Origin of the sequence: uncultured Cyclobacterium sp. (assembly GCF_963977555.1) — a bacterium.
In the GTDB taxonomy this organism is placed as follows: domain Bacteria; phylum Bacteroidota; class Bacteroidia; order Cytophagales; family Cyclobacteriaceae; genus Cyclobacterium.
Genome location: NZ_CAXBPD010000006.1, coordinates 178151 through 194844 on the forward strand (window position 1 = coordinate 178151; position 16694 = coordinate 194844).

Annotated in this window: 24 protein-coding genes; all 24 read right to left on the reverse strand. The window is 39.3% G+C overall.

The window, feature by feature from the left end; translation table 11 throughout:
- Window positions 1–3: 3 nt before the first annotated feature.
- Window positions 4–522 carry a 30S ribosomal protein S5 gene (rpsE, locus tag AAC073_RS09435; protein ID WP_339923601.1) on the reverse strand — a complete coding sequence of 173 codons (519 nt, stop codon included), beginning with the start codon at window positions 520–522 and terminating at the stop codon, window positions 4–6.
- A 5-nt stretch (window positions 523–527) separates the two neighbouring features.
- Window positions 528–878, reverse strand: coding sequence for a 50S ribosomal protein L18 (rplR, locus tag AAC073_RS09440; RefSeq protein ID WP_339923602.1), 351 nt, complete (start codon window positions 876–878; stop codon window positions 528–530).
- A gap of 7 nt (window positions 879–885) precedes the next feature.
- Window positions 886–1443, reverse strand: coding sequence for a 50S ribosomal protein L6 (gene rplF, locus AAC073_RS09445; RefSeq protein ID WP_339923603.1), 558 nt, complete (start codon window positions 1441–1443; stop codon window positions 886–888).
- Window positions 1444–1452: 9 nt separating this feature from the next.
- On the reverse strand, window positions 1453–1848 hold the full coding sequence (gene rpsH / locus AAC073_RS09450) for a 30S ribosomal protein S8 (protein WP_339923604.1): 396 nt from the start codon (window positions 1846–1848) through the stop codon (window positions 1453–1455).
- An 83-nt stretch (window positions 1849–1931) separates the two neighbouring features.
- Window positions 1932–2201: a 30S ribosomal protein S14 gene (rpsN, locus tag AAC073_RS09455; RefSeq protein WP_339923605.1), complete on the reverse strand. Its 270-nt coding sequence runs from the start codon at window positions 2199–2201 to the stop codon at window positions 1932–1934.
- Window positions 2202–2203: 2 nt separating this feature from the next.
- Window positions 2204–2764 carry a 50S ribosomal protein L5 gene (gene rplE / locus AAC073_RS09460; protein WP_339923606.1) on the reverse strand — a complete coding sequence of 187 codons (561 nt, stop codon included), beginning with the start codon at window positions 2762–2764 and terminating at the stop codon, window positions 2204–2206.
- Window positions 2757–3101, reverse strand: coding sequence for a 50S ribosomal protein L24 (gene rplX, locus AAC073_RS09465; RefSeq protein WP_020888638.1), 345 nt, complete (start codon window positions 3099–3101; stop codon window positions 2757–2759). The genes rplE and rplX overlap by 8 nt, the downstream gene beginning before the upstream one ends.
- Window positions 3102–3103: 2 nt before the next feature.
- Window positions 3104–3472 (reverse strand): 50S ribosomal protein L14, encoded by a 369-nt coding sequence (gene rplN / locus AAC073_RS09470; RefSeq protein WP_020888639.1) that lies wholly within the window; start codon window positions 3470–3472, stop codon window positions 3104–3106.
- Window positions 3473–3475: 3 nt separating this feature from the next.
- Complete coding sequence (rpsQ, locus tag AAC073_RS09475) at window positions 3476–3739, reverse strand: 30S ribosomal protein S17 (RefSeq protein ID WP_020888640.1); 264 nt, start codon at window positions 3737–3739, stop codon at window positions 3476–3478.
- A 9-nt stretch (window positions 3740–3748) separates the two neighbouring features.
- The gene (rpmC, locus tag AAC073_RS09480; RefSeq protein WP_040415370.1) at window positions 3749–3943 is read right to left on the reverse strand and encodes a 50S ribosomal protein L29; all 195 of its coding nucleotides are present in this window, start codon (window positions 3941–3943) and stop codon (window positions 3749–3751) included.
- A 4-nt stretch (window positions 3944–3947) separates the two neighbouring features.
- Window positions 3948–4370: a 50S ribosomal protein L16 gene (gene rplP, locus AAC073_RS09485; protein ID WP_040415373.1), complete on the reverse strand. Its 423-nt coding sequence runs from the start codon at window positions 4368–4370 to the stop codon at window positions 3948–3950.
- 20 nt (window positions 4371–4390) lie between these two features.
- Window positions 4391–5128, reverse strand: coding sequence for a 30S ribosomal protein S3 (gene rpsC / locus AAC073_RS09490; RefSeq protein WP_020888642.1), 738 nt, complete (start codon window positions 5126–5128; stop codon window positions 4391–4393).
- 3 nt (window positions 5129–5131) lie between these two features.
- Window positions 5132–5521: a 50S ribosomal protein L22 gene (gene rplV, locus AAC073_RS09495; protein ID WP_020888643.1), complete on the reverse strand. Its 390-nt coding sequence runs from the start codon at window positions 5519–5521 to the stop codon at window positions 5132–5134.
- Window positions 5522–5523: 2 nt separating this feature from the next.
- Window positions 5524–5802 carry a 30S ribosomal protein S19 gene (rpsS, locus tag AAC073_RS09500; RefSeq protein WP_014020625.1) on the reverse strand — a complete coding sequence of 93 codons (279 nt, stop codon included), beginning with the start codon at window positions 5800–5802 and terminating at the stop codon, window positions 5524–5526.
- Window positions 5803–5804: 2 nt separating this feature from the next.
- Window positions 5805–6629, reverse strand: a complete 825-nt coding sequence (rplB, locus tag AAC073_RS09505) for a 50S ribosomal protein L2 (RefSeq protein ID WP_339923607.1) — start codon at window positions 6627–6629, stop codon at window positions 5805–5807.
- A gap of 13 nt (window positions 6630–6642) precedes the next feature.
- Window positions 6643–6930 carry a 50S ribosomal protein L23 gene (gene rplW / locus AAC073_RS09510; RefSeq protein ID WP_014020623.1) on the reverse strand — a complete coding sequence of 96 codons (288 nt, stop codon included), beginning with the start codon at window positions 6928–6930 and terminating at the stop codon, window positions 6643–6645.
- 4 nt (window positions 6931–6934) lie between these two features.
- On the reverse strand, window positions 6935–7564 hold the full coding sequence (gene rplD / locus AAC073_RS09515; RefSeq protein WP_339923608.1) for a 50S ribosomal protein L4: 630 nt from the start codon (window positions 7562–7564) through the stop codon (window positions 6935–6937).
- 4 nt (window positions 7565–7568) lie between these two features.
- Window positions 7569–8201: a 50S ribosomal protein L3 gene (gene rplC / locus AAC073_RS09520; protein ID WP_040415383.1), complete on the reverse strand. Its 633-nt coding sequence runs from the start codon at window positions 8199–8201 to the stop codon at window positions 7569–7571.
- A 247-nt stretch (window positions 8202–8448) separates the two neighbouring features.
- Complete coding sequence (gene rpsJ, locus AAC073_RS09525) at window positions 8449–8754, reverse strand: 30S ribosomal protein S10 (RefSeq protein ID WP_014020620.1); 306 nt, start codon at window positions 8752–8754, stop codon at window positions 8449–8451.
- Between the two features lie 11 nt (window positions 8755–8765).
- Complete coding sequence (gene fusA, locus AAC073_RS09530) at window positions 8766–10913, reverse strand: elongation factor G (protein ID WP_339923609.1); 2148 nt, start codon at window positions 10911–10913, stop codon at window positions 8766–8768.
- A gap of 6 nt (window positions 10914–10919) precedes the next feature.
- On the reverse strand, window positions 10920–11387 hold the full coding sequence (rpsG, locus tag AAC073_RS09535) for a 30S ribosomal protein S7 (protein ID WP_020888650.1): 468 nt from the start codon (window positions 11385–11387) through the stop codon (window positions 10920–10922).
- A gap of 23 nt (window positions 11388–11410) precedes the next feature.
- Window positions 11411–11794 carry a 30S ribosomal protein S12 gene (gene rpsL, locus AAC073_RS09540; protein ID WP_009053171.1) on the reverse strand — a complete coding sequence of 128 codons (384 nt, stop codon included), beginning with the start codon at window positions 11792–11794 and terminating at the stop codon, window positions 11411–11413.
- A gap of 155 nt (window positions 11795–11949) precedes the next feature.
- Window positions 11950–12279 carry a DUF3467 domain-containing protein gene (locus AAC073_RS09545; RefSeq protein ID WP_020888652.1) on the reverse strand — a complete coding sequence of 110 codons (330 nt, stop codon included), beginning with the start codon at window positions 12277–12279 and terminating at the stop codon, window positions 11950–11952.
- A 70-nt stretch (window positions 12280–12349) separates the two neighbouring features.
- On the reverse strand, window positions 12350–16660 hold the full coding sequence (rpoC, locus tag AAC073_RS09550) for a DNA-directed RNA polymerase subunit beta' (protein WP_339923610.1): 4311 nt from the start codon (window positions 16658–16660) through the stop codon (window positions 12350–12352).
- Window positions 16661–16694: the final 34 nt, after the last annotated feature.

Sequence of the window (16694 nt, forward strand, 5' to 3'; positions counted from 1 at the left end):
TTCTTAACCGTTAAAAACTTTAGCAATTTTAATCCTTCTTTGTTGAGAAACAGCAATGGCATCTCTCAATTTCAAAAGCGCTTCAATAGTCGCCTTTACCACATTGTGTGGGTTAGAAGAACCTTTAGATTTAGCAAGAATATCAGTATATCCAGCACTTTCTAATACGGCACGCATAGAACCACCAGCCAAAACACCAGTACCTGGTGCTGCGGGTTTAATTAAAACCAAACCACCACCATATTTTCCTAATTGCTCGTGAGGTATGGTACCTTTGTACAATGGAACTTTGATCAAATTCTTTTTAGCGTCTTCTATACCTTTGGTAATAGCATCTGTTACCTCATTGGCTTTACCTAAGCCATAACCTACAACTCCGTTACCGTCACCAACAACAACAATTGCTGAAAAGGAGAATCTACGTCCACCCTTTACAACCTTTGCTACACGATTAATGGCAACAACTTTTTCGGTTAATTCTGTATCTGTAGCCCTGACGGGTCTTTTACTTACTTGGGACATAGTTATTAAAATTTAAGGCCTCCTTCTCTGGCACCTTCTGCCAAAGCTTTTACATTACCATGATAAAGATATCCACTTCTGTCAAAAACAACATCATTCAAACCGTTGGAAACCGCTTTTTCAGCCAATTTCTTACCAACTTCTTTAGAAACAGATACATTTACATTCTTAATAGCACCCAATTCCTTGGATGAGGCTGCTGCAAGTGTACGACCTTTTAAATCGTCGATCAATTGAGCATATATTCCCGTATTGCTTTTGAATACAGAAAGTCTTGGCCTGGCATCGGTACCTGAAATCTTCCTTCGGATACCTCTTTTAATTCTCAGTCTTCTAGTTTTTTTCTTGAAAGCCATCTTCTAATTATTTTTTAGCGGCAGTTTTACCAGCTTTACGTCTAATAACTTCTCCTACAAACTTAATACCTTTGCCTTTGAAAGGTTCAACTTTACGTAGGGATCTTATTTTAGCAGCTACCTGACCTATTAATTCTTTGTCGATACTATCTAAAGTAACCAATGGGTTTTTACCTTTAGGAGTTTCTGTTTTGACAGCAACTTCCTGAGGGATCATCAAAAAGATATTGTGAGAGTATCCCAGAGAAAGTTCAAGAACTTGACCTTGATTAGTGGCTTTATAACCCACACCTACCAGTTCTAATTCTTTTTTGTAACCTTCCGTTACGCCTATCACCATGTTATTCAACAATGAACGATAAAGCCCATGTAATGATTTGTGACGTTTCGAGTCAGTTGGCCTTGTGATAACAAGGTTACCTTCTTCATTTTCTACTGTAAAATCAGGATGAACATCTTGATTCAGTGTACCTTTGGGACCTTTAACAGTTATCTGATTGTGCTCAGTAACGTCTACAGTCACACCCGCAGGTAGATTTATCGGTTTTTTACCTATTCTAGACATATCAATTTATTAGTAAACGTAACAAAGTACTTCGCCACCCACACCTTCAACGCGGGCTTCTTTGTCAGTCATTACACCTTTAGACGTAGAAAGAATCGCAATTCCTAAACCATTAATGACTCTAGGAAGAGAATTTTTGTCTACGTATTTTCTTAAACCTGGCTTACTTACTCTTGTTAGGTTTACAATAGAATTAACTTTCGTTTGAGGATTGTACTTCAGGGCAATTTTAATAGTGCCCTGAGGTCCTTCCTCAACAAATTTATAATTCTGAATGTACCCTTTATCAAGAAGAACTTTGGTAAGTTCTTTTTTAATGTTTGAAGCAGGTATTTCTACTATCCGGTGAGTTGCCTTAATGGCATTCCTCAACCTGGTTAGATAATCAGCTATTGGATCAGTCATATTTGTATTAGTCTAACTGCAAAACCCTAATGGGCCTGCAAAGTTACACAATGAAATTAAGAATAAAAACTATTATATAATTTTTACCAGCTAGACTTGGTTACACCCGGTATTTTACCTGCTGAAGCCATTTCTCTAAAAGTCACCCTATTGATGCCAAATTTTCTCATATATCCTTTCGGACGGCCGGTAAGTTTGCAACGGTTATGAAGCCTTACTGGAGAAGCATTTTTAGGAAGCTTATCCAATCCCTCGTAATCACCAGCTGCTTTAAGTTCAGCGCGTTTATGGGCATATTTAGCTACCATACGCTCTCTTTTTCTTTCGCGGGCTTTAATCGATTCTCTTGCCATAATTATTCTACTTTATTATTATTTACGAAAGGCATTCCAAGTGACTTCAACAAAGCAAGTGCTTCTTCGTCTGTTTTGGCGGTAGTCACCAAAGTGATGTCCATACCAGAAATTCTATTCACCTTTTCGAGACTAATTTCAGGAAAAATAATTTGTTCTGTTACACCTAAAGTATAGTTGCCTCGGCCATCAAAGCCTTTGTCGGAGATACCTTTGAAATCCCTTACCCTTGGCAAAGCAATGCTTACCAAACGATCCAGGAATTCAAACATTTTATATCCTCTAAGGGTAACTTTTGCGCCGATCGGCATTCCATCTCTTAATTTGAAGTTAGAGATAGAATTCTTTGCTTTAGTAGCTACAGCTCTTTGACCAGTAATCAAGGTAAGTTCTTCAACTCCCTGATCTACTAATTTTTTATCAGCTACAGCGGCACCAATACCTTTGTTTAAAACAATCTTGGTCAACGTAGGTACTTGCATCACACTCTGGAATTGAAATTTTTCCTTCAATTCAGATTTGATTTCGTTGTCGAATTTTTCTTTTAATCTAGGTTTAGCCATTGATCACCTCCCCGGTTATCTTAGAGTATCTTACTAATTTTCCGTCCTCATTCTTTTTCCTACCTATTCTAGTAGCATCACCTGTCTTAGGGTCTACTAATTTAAGGTTACTAATATGAATGGGCGCCTCTTTCTTTTCAATACCACCTTGAGGAGAATTAGTAGTAGGTTTAATATGTTTGGTTACCATATTTAAACCTTCGACTATTGCCCTTCTTTTGGCACGATCAACAGAAAGGATCTTACCTTTTTTGCTTTTATCATCACCTGCAATTACCAATACGGTATCTCCAGTCTTGATATGCAATTTTGGTTGCTTGTTAAATTTTCTTTCCATGATTACAATACTTCAGGGGCTAAAGATACAATTTTCATAAACTGCTTTTCCCTAAGTTCCCTGGCTACTGGGCCAAAAATACGGGTTCCCCTCGGTTCGTCATTGTTATTTAAAAGTACAGCTGCGTTATCCTCAAATCGGATATACGAACCATCTTTTCTTCGGACTTCTTTTTTAGTCCTCACTATTACCGCTCTAGACACGGTACCTTTTTTCATATTACTGGATGATAGGGCTGATTTAACAGTGACCACAACCTTGTCTCCAATAGAGGCATACCTTCTTTTGGTTCCTCCCAAAACACGGATTACAAGTACTTCTTTCGCACCTGAATTATCCGCTACACTTAATCTGGATTCTTGTTGTATCATGTTTTATAATGCCCTTTCTATTATTTCCACCAATCTCCAACGTTTGCTCTTACTCAGCGGACGCGTTTCACTGATTTTAACCAAGTCTCCTTGCTTACAATCATTGTTTTCGTCATGAGCCATGAATCTGGTCGTTTTACCAACAAATTTACCGTAAATAGGGTGTTTAACACGACGCTCTATTGCCACGGTTATGGACTTATCCATTTTGTTGCTAACTACCTTGCCTATTCTTTCTTTACGAAGGTTTCTATCTGTAGTAGCCATTTTTGTTTATTATTTAGCTAGTTGTTTGGCTCGTAAGAATGTATTCAACCTTGCAACCAAACGCCTTGATTCTCTTATTCTATTAGGATTCTCAATAGGGGATATCGCATGAGCAAAACGTAGTTTTGTCAAGTTCTCCCTCTCCGCTTCTACGCGGGATTGTATTTCGCTCTCTGTTAGAGCAATTATTTCAGAATTTTTCATCAGCTTATGATCCAACGTAATCTCTACGTACGATAAATTTTGTACTAACAGGAAGCTTTTGTTGTGCTAATCTAAGAGCTTCTTGCGCAACTTCCTCAGAAACACCAGTAGCTTCAAAAAGGATCGTTCCTGGTCTGATAACTGCTACCCAGTATTCAGGAGCTCCTTTACCTTTACCCATCCTTACCTCAGCAGGTTTTTTAGTGATAGGTTTATCTGGAAATATTCGGATCCAAACTTGTCCTTCCCTTTTCATTGCTCTTGTCATAGCAATACGGGCAGCTTCTATTTGTCTCGAAGTGATCCATCCAGGCTCCAGGGATTTGATTCCAAAATTACCAAAGGCCAAAGTATGACCTCTTTGGGCAATTCCTTTGATCCTCCCTTTATGCATTTTTCTAAATTTCGTTCTTCTTGGCTGTAACATGATTGCTCAGTTAAGGATTTTTAGTTGTTTCTTTTTCTTCTCTTAGGTCCGCCTTCTCTTCTTCTTCTGTTACCAGCAGGCGCGTTTCCTTTGGAATCATTGCTTAGCCCAGCGTTAGGAGAAAGATCTCTTTTACCGTAAACTTCACCTTTGAAAATCCAAACTTTGATACCTATTTTACCATAAACTGTTTGTGCTTCAGAAAGCGCATAGTCCACATCTGCACGAATAGTGTGCAATGGAATTCTACCTTCTTTGTACATCTCAGATCTAGCCATTTCAGCACCACCTAATCTACCGGAAAGTTTTACTTTAATCCCTTCAGCGCCTACTCTCATAGTAGCTGCAATGGATTGTTTCATGGCTCTCCTAAAAGAAATCCTGGCCTCTAATTGCTGCGCAATAGATTCACCAACCAACTTTGCATCCAATTCAGGACGTTTGATTTCAAATATGTTAATTTGAATGTCCTTATCTGTAATTTTCTTAAGTTCTTCTTTTAGCTTATCCACCTCAGAACCACCTTTTCCAATCACTACACCAGGTCGTGCAGTTTGAATGGTTAAGGTTATCCTTTTAAGAGTCCTTTCAATAATCACTTTAGAAATACCACCTTTAGGTATCCTGGCAAAGACGTACTTTCTGATATTCTGGTCTTCATAAAGCTTATCAGCGAAATCGCGTCCTCCATACCAGTTAGAGTCCCACCCCTTAATGATACCAAGCCTTAAACCAATTGGGTTAACTTTTTGTCCCATATTTTAGTTTACTTTTTCATTTGATTCAACAATATCAGCGGTAACTTCTCCGGCAACGGAGTCTACTACTAGCGTTACATGATTTGATCTTTTACGGATTCTATGTGCTCTTCCCTGAGGTGCAGGTCGAAGCCTTTTCAACATCCTACCTCCATCTACAGAGATGGTCTTGATATACAATTCAGCGTCTTCAAGCTTTTCATCAGGATTTTTCGCCTGCCAGTTGGCAATAGCGGATAAAACCAATTTTTCAAGTCTGATAGATCCATGGTTAGGCGTAAATTTCAAGATGCTTAATGCCTGACCAACTTTCTTTCCCCTTACTAGATCCGCAACCAGACGCATCTTTCTGGGAGAGGTAGGAACATTATTTAATTTTGCTATAGCTTCCATGATTATCTCTTTCCTTTATCTTTTTTGGCAATGTGTCCACGGAAATTCCTGGTAGGTGCAAATTCACCTAACTTATGGCCAACCATATTGTCGGTCACAAAAACAGGAATAAATTTGTTTCCATTATGCACTGCAAAGGTCAGTCCAACAAAATCTGGAGAAATCATTGATCTCCTGGACCAAGTTTTGATCACAGATTTTTTCCCAGATTCGTTCATAACATCCACTTTCTTTAACAAGTGGTGCTCTATATATGGGCCTTTTTTTAACGAACGTGCCATGTTTACTTAGTTCTTCTGCTAATGATAAATTTATTGGAGTACTTTTTGGGCGAACGAGTCTTTTTACCCTTGGCCAATAAGCCAGTTCTCGAACGTGGATGACCACCTGAAGAACGGCCTTCACCACCACCCATTGGGTGATCTACAGGGTTCATCGCAACACCTCTTGTACGAGGTCTTCTTCCAAGCCATCTTTTACGACCAGCTTTTCCAAGTACTACGTTCATATGGTCTCCATTAGAGACCGTTCCAATAGTAGCCTTACATGTACCCAAAACAATTCTCATTTCGCCAGAAGGCAATTTGAGTGTTACATATTTTCCTTCTCTAGCCAAAAGCTGAGCGTATCCACCTGCACTTCTTGCCATTGCGCCACCTTTACCAGGTTTCAATTCAATGTTGTGAATAATGGTACCCAAAGGAATTTTACTCAAATACAAAGTATTGCCAACTTCAGGGCTTGCTCCTTCACCAGAAACAACCGTTTGACCTACTTCAAGTCCTTCAGGAGCAATCATGTAAGCTTTAGTACCATCTACATAATATAACAAGGCTATCCTTGCTGTTCTATTTGGATCGTATTCTATGGTCTTAACAACTGCTGGAATGCCTTCCTTATTTCTTTTGAAATCGACAATCCTAAGTCTCTTTTTATGTCCGCCACCTAGATATCTGGTGGTCATTTTACCGCTATGATTCCTGCCACCGCTTTTCTTCAAAGGAGCCAAGAGGCTCTTTTCCGGCTTAGAGGTAGTAACTTCATCAAATGAAGGTGCCACCCTAAAACGGGTACCGGGAGTTACAGGTTTTAATTTTTTAACTGCCATTGCTCTGATTCAATTAAATTTCTCCGTAAAAATCAATGATTTCACCTTCTGCTACCTGTACCATTGCCTTTTTGAAAGTGTTGGTATATCCAGAAACAATCTTTGCTTTCGTATACCTCGTCTTTTTCTTTGCAGCATAGCGCATGGTGCGTACTTCAACCACTTTAACACCGTACATTTTTTCTACGGCATCTTTGATTTGAGGCTTTTTAGCAGTTTTTTCAACTACAAAACCGTACACCCCACGTTCGTTCATGGCCGAGATCTTTTCTGTAATTAAAGGTCTTTTTAGTATATCCATGATTTTACTTCGATAAAAGGGTTTCTAACTTACTTACTGCACCTTCACAAAGAACGAGACTATCAGCATCAAGAATTTCATAAGTATTTAACTCACTGAAAATTCTAACTTTCGTCTTTGGTACGTTCCTGGATGACAAATAAACATTTGGATTGTTATCACCAATCACTAGAAGCGTCTTTTTATCTGATAAAGATAACTTGGACAACAGATTGATGAAATCTTTGGTTTTAGGTGCATCAAAAACCAAATCTTCTAAAATCACAATGCCACTTTCTTTGGCTTTGTAACTTAATGCAGACTTTCTGGCAACCTGCTTCAATTTTTTATTTAATTTGAAAGAATAGTCTCTCGGCCTTGGCCCAAATACTCTTCCTCCTCCTCTAAATATTGGAGATTTAATAGACCCTGCACGAGCACTACCGGTACCTTTTTGCTTTTTAATCTTTCTGGTAGAACCGGAAATTTCCGCTCTTTCTTTAGATTTATGCGTACCCTGTCTTCTATTCGCCAAATACTGTTTTACATCCAGATAAATCGCGTGATCATTGGGCTCCATAGAAAATATATCTTCCGAGAGCGTGATCTTCTTTCCGGTTTCTTCACCGGTTTGTTTTAATATCGCTAATTCCATCTTATTACTTCTCTAGAATCACAAAAGAATTTTTGGCTCCCGGTATTGAACCACTAACTAATAGTAGGTTCTTTTCAGGATATATTTTAAGTACTTTCAAATTTAGTACTTTGACCCTGTTACCACCGGTTCTTCCAGCCATTCTCATGCCTTTAAAAACCCTTGAGGGCCAAGAGCAAGCACCGATAGAACCTGGATGACGTAGCCTGTTGTGCTGGCCGTGAGTGGCACCGCCAACCCCTGCAAACCCATGACGCTTAACAACACCTTGGAAACCTTTCCCTTTGGAAGTTCCTATGGCATCTATAAAATCGCCTTCAACAAAGATCTTGTCAGAAACCACAGTTTTACCCATGTCTACCTGACCTTCGAATTCCACTCTGAAATCCCTAAATTCAACAACTTTCTGTTTTGGAGTTGTCCCAGCCTTTTTAAAATGGCCAATTAATGGTTTAGGCGTATTTTTTTCTTTACGCTCCCCATAAGACAACTGTACAGCGTTGTACCCGTCTGATTCTACATTTTTTACTTGCGTAACTACACAAGGACCAGCTTCTACTAACGTGCATGCGACATTTCGTCCATCGGCACTAAAAATACTAGTCATTCCGATTTTTTTACCTATTATTCCAGACATCTTTGGATATATGATATACAATGATTCACAAGTGTATACACACCTGTCCCCTTTAAAGGATTGCAAAGTTAGTAATTTAAATTCAGGTAACAAACTGCAACATGAATATTTTCAAACAATTAGCTTAGAAACCATCCTGTAGCAGAGTAATATTTTACTTTCTCCTAAAACCAATACAAAAAATTTGTTCAAAAAAAAACCTACACCAGGAATGGTGTAGGTTTTTGTCAAATTTTAAAAGTAAAGATCAAACTTTAATTTCTACATCAACTCCACTTGGAAGTTCGATTTTCATCAAAGCATCTACAGTTTTTGAACTATTAGAGTAGATATCTACCAGTCTCTTGTACGTACAAAGCTGAAATTGCTCTCTGGCTTTTTTGTTTACGTGGGGAGATTTCAATACGGTGAATTTCTCTTTTTTAGTTGGAAGAGGAATTGGCCCTACCACTACTGCACCTGTAGATTTTACAGCTTTCACGATTTTCTCTGATGACTTGTCCACCAGGCTATGATCGTAAGACTTTAGTTTTATTCTGATTTTTTGATTCATGTTCGATTATTTTAAGCCTTCTCTCCTTTTACTTTAGCTATAATAGCTTCGGCAATGTTATTAGGAACAGGGTCATAGTGTGAGAAAGTAAGTGAGGCAGATGCCCTACCTGATGAAATGGTTCTCAAGTCTGTCACATAGCCAAACAATTCTGACAATGGTACTGAGGACTTGATGACAGAAGCAACACCTTTTGTATCCATCCCTTTCATCAAACCTCTTCTACGGTTCAAGTCACCTGTTACAGGTCCTGTGTATTCTTCAGGTGTAACTACTTCCACAGCCATGATTGGCTCCAATAATTGAGGCTTACATTTTTTAGCTGCTTCCCTAAATCCTAATCTCGCTGCCATTTCAAATGACAATGCATCTGAATCCACATCGTGGAAAGAACCATGGAACAATCTCACTTTCATAGATTCGATTGGATATCCTGCCAATGGACCATTCTTCATAGACTCCGCAAAGCCTTTCTGAACTGAAGGAATAAATTCTCTTGGAATAACACCTCCTACAATACCATTCACAAAATCCAATCCTGCTTTGATCTCATTGGTTTCAGGATCTGGATCTTTCGGCCCAATTTCGAACACAATGTCTGCAAATTTACCTTTACCACCTGTTTGCTTCTTGTACACTTCTTTGTGTTCAACGCCAGCAAAAAGAGCTTCCTTGTAAGCTACCTGAGGTGCACCTTGAGTGATTTCCACCTTAAACTCACGCTTAAGCCTGTCAATAATAATTTCAAGGTGAAGTTCACCCATACCTCTCAAGATAACCTGACCAGTTTCATGGTCTGTGTTAACGTGTAGTGTAGGATCTTCCTCTACCAACTTAGATATAGCCATACCTAATTTATCGACATCCGCTTGCGTTTTAGGCTCAATCGCATAACCAATAACTGGTTCAGGGAAGGTCATTTCTTCTAGGATTACTTTATGCTTTTCATCACAAAGTGTATCCCCAGTTTTGATATCTTTAAAACCAACACCAGCGCATATGTCTCCAGCTTCTACCCTATCAATCGGGTTTTGCTTGTTGGAGTGCATCTGTAGTAGTCTCGATATTCTTTCTTTTTTATTTGTTCTAGTATTGAACACATAAGAGCCAGAATTCAAGTTTCCGGAATAAACACGCATAAATGCCAGTCGACCAACAAATGGATCGGTAGCAATTTTAAATGCTAGTGCTGCAAATGGTTCGTCACTGTCAGGATGTCTTAACACTGCCTCTTCGGTATCAGGATCTGTTCCTTTTACAGGAGGCAAATCAAGAGGTGAAGGCAAGTAGGCCATCACAGCGTCCAATAACGCCTGAACTCCTTTGTTTTTGAAAGCAGAACCACAAAGAACAGGAGAAAAGTCCATGTTAATAACAGCCTTTCTGATAGCTGTCATCATTTCTTCTTTGGTGATGGAATTCTCATCCTCAAAGAATTTGATCATTAAATCCTCATCATAAGAAGCCACTTGCTCAATAAGACTTTGTCTGTATTCTGCGACAGTCTCCTTAAGATCTTCAGGAATATCAATGACCTTATAAGTCATTCCCTGATCTTCTTCATTCCATACAATGGCCTGATTAGTGATAAGGTCAACAACTCCTTTAAAGGTGTCCTCTGCTCCAATTGGAATCTGAAGAGGAACAGGGTTGGCCCCTAATTTCTCTTTGATTTCAATAATCGCATTGAAGAAATCAGCACCTGCACGATCCATTTTGTTTACAAAGCAGATTCTTGGAACGTGGTATTTATCAGCTTGTCTCCAAACTGTTTCAGACTGAGGTTCTACACCTGATACAGCACAAAACAAGGCAACAGCACCATCCAATACACGAAGAGATCTTTCTACCTCTACGGTAAAATCCACGTGACCTGGTGTATCGATCAAGTTAACGTGATACTCTTTTGTGTTTTCTAAAGGTTGACCCTGTGTTGTTGGGTACTTCCACTTGGTTGTGGTAGCAGCTGAAGTGATGGTAATCCCTCTCTCCTGCTCTTGCTCCATCCAGTCCATGGTAGCTGCTCCATCATGTACTTCACCGATTTTATGAGACAAACCTGTGTAATACAAAATACGCTCGGAAGTTGTTGTTTTTCCGGCGTCAATGTGAGCCATTATACCAATGTTTCTTAAATATTGTAAGTCTTTCTTAGCCATTACTTATTAAAATCTAAAATGCGAGAATGCTTTATTGGCTTCCGCCATCCTATGCGTATCGTCTTTCTTCTTCACAGCTGCGCCTTCTCCTTTAGAAGCCGAGATAATTTCTCCAGCCAGTCGATCCATCATGGTTTTTTCACCTCTTTTTCTAGCAAAAGTAATCATCCATTTAATACCTAGGGAAATTTTACGGTCAGGCCTAACTTCCAAAGGTACCTGGAAAGTTGCACCCCCAACTCTACGACTCTTTACCTCTACGGCAGGAGTGATAGTGTTAAGCGCTTTTTTCCAAACCTCAAGACCATTCTCACCTACTTTTTCTTCTACTTTGCTGATAGCATCGTAAAATATTCTGTAAGCAATACTTTTCTTACCGTCTACCATAAGACAATTGACAAACCTGGTAACCAAAGTGTCATTGAATTTGGGGTCAGGAAGAATATACCTCTTTTTTGGTTTTGCTTTTCTCATTTTATTCTGTTATTAATATGATATTATTTTTTAGCGGCCTTAGGTCGCTTAGCCCCATATTTAGAACGGCCCTGCTTACGGTCTTTTACACCTGCAGTATCCAATGCTCCACGGATAATATGGTATCTAACTCCTGGTAAATCTTTAACCCTTCCACCACGGATCAACACAATTGAGTGCTCTTGAAGGTTGTGACCCTCTCCAGGAATGTAAGCGTTTACTTCTTTACCATTGGTCAATCTAACCCTGGCCACTTTTCTCATGGCAGAATTAGGCTTCTTTGGCGTAGTTGTGTACACACGAGTACACACACCTCTCCTTTGAGGACATGCATCCAAAGCCCTTGACTTGGATTTGCTCTCAAGAGTGGTTCTACCTTTTCTAACTAACTGTTGTATAGTAGGCATTAATAGATAAATTAATTAATCTGCTTTAAACTTATAAAATTCGGATTGCAAAGGTAAACAAATCAATAAAACAAACAAAATTAAGGAGTTATAATTTGTTACGGTCCAATAAACTATCTTCACGGTAAATAGGATTTTTTTGTTAATCCTTACTCCTATGCTTCTCCTAATGTTCCCCCAAAATTCATTGGGAATTGAGGGGCATCCTTTCCTCCTTGGATTTTCCCAAATGCTTTTTCGTACTTTTCGATGTTATCTTTCAAAGCATGTAAAAGCCGCAAAGCATGATCTGGCGTCATTATTATTCGTGATTTCACCTTTGCCTTAGGTATTCCAGGCATCAGCCGAATAAAATCTACCACAAATTCTGAATTCGAATGAGCTATCATGGCTAAATTGGAATATATTCCTTCAGCAATCTCATCTGTCAGCTCTATGTTTATCTGCTGCTTTTTCTGCTCCTCTATTTTTTTATCATCTTCCATAGCGTATGTCAAATAGGATAAAAAAAGGTCTGCTCCAAAAAGCAGACCTTTTGTATCTAGGAATTATTTTTTATTTAACTACTTCACGAACTTTCTTGTAGCCCGCCTCTTTCTCAGCCGTCAACAACTCATATTCTTCTTTTGACCCTACGATCAAATTATTGAATTTTCGTTGTCCTGTACCCGCTGGAATAAGGTGTCCAACAATTACGTTCTCTTTAAGACCTAGTAACTCATCTCGCTTGCCTCTGATAGCAGCCTCACTAAGCACCTTAGTAGTCTCCTGGAAGGAAGCAGCAGAAATAAAGCTTTCTGTACCTAAAGATGAAGCCGTAATACCTTGCAATGTAGGTCTGGAAACAGATGTTTGTGCATCTCTTACCTGTACTACCTTAAGGTCCTTACGCTTCAAGCTAGAATTCTCATCTCTTAGCTTCCGCGCAGTGATTATCATTCCAGCCTTCAAGGCTACGGAGTCTCCTGGTTCTACCACAACTTTTTTGTCAAGAATCATATCATTTTCCTGACGGAAAGCCCATTTGTCTACAATTTGATTCTGAAGGAATCCTGTATCCCCAGCATCTAGGATTTCAACTTTTTGCATCATCTGGCTTACAATAACCTCGATGTGCTTGTCATTGATTTTTACACCTTGTAAACGGTATACTTCCTGGATTTCATTTACCAAGTACTCCTGAACAGCTGTTGGACCTTTTATAGCCAATATGTCATTTGGAGTAATGGCACCATCAGAAAGTGGCTCGCCAGCTCTAATAAAGTCATTTTCTTGAACCAAAATGTGCTTGGACAATGATACCATGTATCTTTTCCTTACGCCATCTTTAGATTCAATGAAGATCTCACGGTTACCTCTTTTAATACCACCATATAACACTACACCATCTATTTCAGATACTACAGCAGGGTTGGAAGGGTTTCTGGCTTCAAATAGCTCAGTAACTCTTGGAAGACCACCGGTAATATCCCTTGTTTTACCTACAGAACGAGGAATTTTAACGAGAATTTGACCAGATTTAACATCTTCTCCTAACTCTACTGAAAGGTGAGCACCTACCGGTATATTGTATGACTTGGAATCATCTCCATGCGCTACAACTACGGCTGGGTTCTTCGTCTTATCTTTGGTATCGATAATTACTTTTTCTCTATAACCAGTTTGGTCATCAGCTACCTCTTTGTAGGTAACTCCCTCAATGATCGCTTCGAAATCAACTTTTCCATCAAACTCAGAGAGAATAACAGCATTGTATGGATCCCAAGTACATAAAGAATCGCCTTTTGCGATCTTTTGTCCATCAGCTACGTTAAGAATAGCACCGTAAGGCACGTGATTAGAAACCAAAGTTTTACCAGATTTCAGGTCATTAATTTTAATTTCACCTGATCTACCCATTACGATAGAAACGTCATCGCCATCTTTATTAGTGGTTTTGATCCACCTTAGTTCTTCTTCAAATTCTACAATCCCATCAAACTTGGAGTTAATATTTGCCTCAACGGATATATTGGAAGCTGTACCACCTACGTGGAACGTTCTCAACGTTAACTGAGTACCTGGCTCTCCAATAGACTGGGCAGCAATAACCCCTACTGATTCTCCAACTTGAACAATGTTACCAGTGGTAAGGTTTCTACCGTAACATTTACAACAAACACCTCTTCTGGTTTCGCAAGTCAATACAGACCTAATTTCAACTTCATCTACTGCAGATTCATCAATGATCTTAGCGATCTCATCAGAAATTTCTCCACCAGATTCAAGAATCAATTCGTCCGTTAAAGGATCAATTACATCGTGAACTGCAATTCTACCTACAATTCGCTCAGACAATGGTTCTACGATTTCATCATTGTCTTTCAAAGCTTGTACAACTAGCCCTCTTAATGTACCGCAATCTTCTTCAGATACGATCATGTCCTGGGCTACATCTACAAGTCTTCTTGTCAAGTATCCAGCATCTGCAGTTTTAAGTGCTGTATCCGCTAGACCTTTCCTTGCACCGTGAGTAGAGATAAAGTACTCCAATACATCCAATCCTTCTTTAAAGTTGGATAAAATAGGATTTTCAATGATCTCCCCTACAGAACCTTGAAGATTTTTCTGAGGCTTGGCCATTAAACCACGCATTCCACCCAATTGTCTAATCTGCTCACGGGAACCACGGGCTCCTGAGTGCATCATCATGTAGATGGCATTGAATCCCTGATTGTCTTCCTCCATCTGACGCATAAGGATATTCGTCAGGTTAGAGTTGGTTCGGGTCCATATATCAATTACTTGGTTGTATCTCTCATTATCAGTGATCAATCCCATCAAGTAGTTGTTCCACACCTGATCAACATCAGTAGTAGCTTTCGCTATCAACGGATCTTTTTCATCAGGAATAATTACATCATCAAGTCCCATAGACAGGCCTCCTTGAAAGGCTGTTTGGAATCCTAAGTGCTTGATATCATCAAGGAATTGTGCTGAACGTGCAATGCCACAAATCTTAACCACTTCAGCGATAATTTGCTGTAGTTTTTTCTTGGTCAAAAGTTCGTTTACAAAGCCCACTTCATCAGGCACAAATTGATTGAATATTAATCGACCGGCTACAGTTTCTATTAATTCTTCAGCCAGAGATCCATCCTCTTTTCTTACCTTAACCTTACACTTGATATGGGCATGTTTAGATATGGCACCTTCATTCAGTGCAATCAAAACTTCTTCAAGACCATAAAAAGTCATTCCTTCACCCTCAACTTTTTTCTCTGGGGTAGATTTCATGCCTTTGGTCACATAGTATAGTCCCAAGACCATATCCTGAGATGGCACGGTAATCGGTGCACCATTGGCTGGATTAAGAATGTTGTGAGAGGATAGCATCAAAGTAGAGGCTTCCAATATTGCTTCATGTCCCAAAGGAACGTGAACCGCCATTTGGTCACCGTCAAAATCCGCATTAAAGGCCGTACACACAAGTGGATGAAGTTGAATTGCTTTTCCTTCGATCAACTTTGGTTGGAATGCCTGAATACCCAATCTGTGCAAAGTTGGAGCACGGTTTAGCATAACAGGGTGCCCTTTAAGCACATTTTCTAAGATATCCCAAACAACTGGGTCTTTTCTGTCTACTATCTTCTTAGCAGATTTCACTGTTTTCACAATGCCTCTTTCTATCAGCTTCCTGATAATAAAAGGTTTGAAAAGCTCAGCGGCCATATTCTTAGGCAATCCACATTCATGTAGTTTTAGCTCAGGCCCAACTACAATCACAGAACGTCCAGAATAATCAACCCTTTTTCCCAAAAGGTTTTGACGGAATCTACCTTGCTTTCCTTTCAGCATGTCTGACAAGGATTTTAAAGCCCTATTTCCATCAGATCTTACTGCATTGACTTTCCTAGAATTGTCAAATAAGGAATCTACAGCTTCCTGAAGCATTCTTTTCTCATTTCTAAGAATTACTTCTGGTGCTTTAATATCAATTAATCTTTTCAGACGGTTATTTCTGATAATAACCCTTCTATATAGGTCATTTAAATCTGAAGTAGCAAATCTACCCCCGTCAAGAGGAACCAAAGGACGAAGCTCTGGTGGAATAACCGGTACCATACGTACGATCATCCATTCAGGTCTATTTTCAATTCGCGTCCTGGCGTCTCTGAAAGCTTCTACCACTTTAAGTCGCTTTAATGCTTCAGCTTTTCTTTGCTGAGAAGTATCAGTAGCAGCTTGATGTCTAAGGCTGTAAGATAGGTCATCCAAATCAAGTCTAGCCAATAACATTTCAAGTGCTTCTGCACCCATTTTGGCAATAAACTTATTCGGATCATCATCATCCATCATATGGTTTTCCTTAGGAAGCTTATCCATAATATCAAGATATTCATCCTCCGTAAGGAAATCCAGGTATTGCAATCCATCATCCGCTTTTATACCAGCGTTGATCACTACATACCTTTCATAATAAACGATTTGATCCAGCTTTTTTGTAGGCAATCCTAACAAGTAACCAATCTTGTTGGGAAGAGATTTGAAGTACCATATATGCGCTACGGGCACAACCAATTCTATATGGCCCATGCGCTCTCTCCTTACCTTCTTCTCAGTAACTTCTACACCACAACGGTCGCAGATGATACCTTTATACCTTATGCGCTTGTATTTCCCACAATGACATTCCCAGTCTTTTACCGGCCCGAAGATCCTCTCACAAAACAATCCGCCCATTTCTGGTTTGTACGTTCTGTAATTGATCGTTTCAGGCTGTGTAACCTCACCATGCGAACTGTCCAAGATGGACTCAGGTGAAGCCAAACTAATGGTGACTCTGGAAAAGTCGTTGTTTAGTTTTTTATTTTTTCTGAACGCCATAGTTTTTATGTGTAATTGAAGGCCTTAAAGGCCT